Origin of the sequence: Microbacterium sp., from assembly GCF_043427715.1 — a bacterium.
GTDB lineage: Bacteria > Actinomycetota > Actinomycetes > Actinomycetales > Microbacteriaceae > Microbacterium.
Genome location: NZ_JBHWTD010000020.1, coordinates 1 through 2,741 on the forward strand (window position 1 = coordinate 1; position 2,741 = coordinate 2,741).

Below are 2,741 nucleotides of genomic sequence, written 5' to 3' on the forward strand. Positions count from 1 at the left end.
TATGTGATCGAGCTATGATCTTGCGGAGAGTTTCGCGGCCTTCGATGTCGAGGGCGTAGGTGAGATGAGAGTGAGTCAGAATGATGGCGCCATCATATAGATGGCTGAACTCATCGACGGTGTGGGTGGAGAGGACCTCGCCGGTGGCTCGGTCGCTGACGGTGACGGTGGTCTCGTCGATGAGGATGAGCACGGGTGTGCGGGCGTGGTCGATGCCGATGCCGAGGTGGTGGAGTCGGCCGGCGCGGCGGAGGGTGAGCTTGCCGAAGCGGTCGACGCGGTCGTGGCGGATGCGCCAGGTGCCGTGGTCGGGGTTATCGGCGGGTGAGGCCTTGAGGGTGGCTTCGTAGGCGGTGAGCGGGGTGCGCCTGGCGAGCGCGCGGTGGGGCCGGTCGTGGTTGTAGTGGTGCCGGAACGTGTCGAGCTGCGCCTGCAGGGCCGGCAGGTCGGCTGCGGTCGGTTGGGCGGCGAGCCACCGCTTGAGGGTCTGGTGGAAGCGTTCGACCTTGCCTTGTGTCTGCGGGTGGAATGGGCGGCCGCCCAGCTGCTGCACGCCGAGCGAGGCGAGGAGCTGCTCGAAGCCGTTGCGGGTGCCGGTGGCGCGGGTGGTGAACACGCGTCCGTTGTCGGTCAGGGTTGCGGCGGGTGCGCCGTGGGCGGCGACGGTGGCGGCGAAGGTCTCGATGACGGCGGCGCCGGTCACGGGGCGGTGGGCGGTGCAGGACAGCAGCAGCCGGGAGTGGTCGTCGAGCCAGCCCCGGCTCTCCACGTCGGTGCCGTCGGCCAGGCGCCAGTGGGTGAAGTCAGACTGCCAGAGCTCGTTCGGCTGGTGCGCCTCGAAGCGGATCATCGCCGACCGCGGCCGCTTGCTGGGCTCGGGTGCGATCAGCTGCGCCTCGAGCAGGATGCGGCGGATGGTGGAGACCGCCGGTGCCGCGGTGCCTTCGCGCTCGAGTCGGGCGGCGATCGATGCGGGGCCCGCGGGCCTGTCAAGTTGTTTGTGTAAGCGGCGCGTTCCGGGGTGGTTAGAGGTGGCGGTTGATGCGTTCGGGGTAGACGAGCGAGAGCTGCTGCAGGGCTTGCTTCCAGTTCGTGGTCACTTGTCCTTCGACGAGCCTGCCTTCGGCTTTGCGCTGCTCTGATCGCAGGCCCTTCTCCTTCGCGCGGTCTCTGGCTCGCTTGTCCTCGATGTCGCAGATCGCCAGCCAGAGCAGCTTCACGACCGCCTGGTCGTTGGGGAAGTGGCCGCGGTTCTTGGTCACCTTCCGGAGCTGGAAGTTCAGCGACTCGATCGAGTTGGTCGTGTAGATCACGCGCCGCAGCTCCGGCGGGAAGGCGAGGAAGGGCGTGAACCGCTCCCACGCGTCGCGGAACGTCTTCACCGCTGACGGGTAGCGCTTGCCGAGCTCCGACGCCTCGAGCGCGCGCAGCTCCGCCAGCGCGGCGTCCGCGTTCGCGGCCTCGTAGATGAGCTTGAGCGCGGCGGAGACGGCCTTGCGGTCCTTGTAGTTCACGAACCGGTTCGCGGCCCGGATCAGGTGCACGACGCACGTCTGCACGGTCGCTTCCCGCCAGGTCGCCTCGACCGCCTCGGGGAAGCCGGTCAGCCCGTCGCAGCAGACGATCAGGACGTCCTTCACGCCGCGGTTGGCGAGCTCGGCGCAGACGGCCGCCCAGAACTTCGCGCCCTCGGTGTCCTGCACCCAGATGCCCAGCACGTGCTTGATGCCGTCCATGTCCACGCCCACGGCGATATGCGCGGCCTTGTTGCGCACGTGCCCGCCGTCGCGGACCTTCACGACGATCGCGTCAAGGTAGATCACCGGGTAGAGCGCCTCCAGCGGCCGCTGCTGCCAGGCGAGCACCTCGTCGCCGATCTGGTCGACGATCTTCGAGATCGTCTCGTGGCTGAGCTCCGTGCCGATCGTAGACGCCAGGTGGTGCTGGATGTCGCGCAGCGTCATCCCGCCGGCGTAGAGCGAGATGATCATGCCGTCCAGCCCGTCGAGCCGGCGCGAGCCCTTCGGCACCAACATCGGCGTGAACGTGCCGTTGCGGTCACGCGGGATCGCCAGCTCGAGATCACCGATCTCGGTCGCGACCGTCTTGACCGACGTGCCGTTGCGAGAGTTCTCGTGCAGCGACGCCTCCGCGTCGCCGCGCTCGTAGCCGACGTGCTCGGTCAGTTCCGCCTCCAGGCCACGCTCGAGCGCCGCTTTCAGCATGCCGCCGATCAGGCCCTGCTCGCCCGTGAGCGCCTCACCGGCATCGATCTTCGCGAAGATCTCATCCAACGCGCCCGAGGCCTTGAGCGAGTCCGCGATCTCCTTCTGCTTCCGGCGCCGCTCCTCGCGCTCCGGGTTCGTCTTCGCCATAGTCACAGTCTGTTCTCCTTCGTAAGGGGAACACCCCGCTTACACAGACCATCTGACACGCCCAGTGGCGCACCCGGCGGCGGGCGAAGCGCGTGGACGCAGGTAATGATCCTCCTCATCGCCGGCAAGGTCGCCTGCTCGCGCGCCATGCACGCCACAAAGCGAACGGAGGTCGCCGTTCCTCACCGACCGGCAGCGGCGGCGGCTCGACTCCCTGTTCGCCGACGATCGGCACGTCGCCGTCGAGATCACCCGGAGCATCTGCCAGCACAGGGTCGCCGCCCCTCGCGAACCCCACCGGGCCGCGGGCAGCGCGCTCATTGTCGAGCTGATCGAGACCGTCAGCAGCGGCCTCCCAGCCAGTTC

The 2,741-nt window shown here is 68.3% G+C and carries 3 protein-coding genes; all 3 read right to left on the reverse strand.

Annotated features, from left to right (window positions below):
• The coding region (locus ACHFGS_RS02000; protein ID WP_394289089.1) for an integrase core domain-containing protein at nucleotides 1-850 on the reverse strand (850 nt) is incomplete at its 3' end.
• A 175-nt stretch (nucleotides 851-1,025) separates the two neighbouring features.
• Entirely contained in the window at nucleotides 1,026-2,375 is a 1,350-nt protein-coding gene (locus ACHFGS_RS02005) for an IS256 family transposase (protein WP_211449008.1), read from the reverse strand.
• 115 nt (nucleotides 2,376-2,490) lie between these two features.
• Nucleotides 2,491-2,741 (reverse strand): hypothetical protein (locus ACHFGS_RS02010; protein WP_394289090.1); only part of this gene is annotated, 251 nt, incomplete at its 5' end.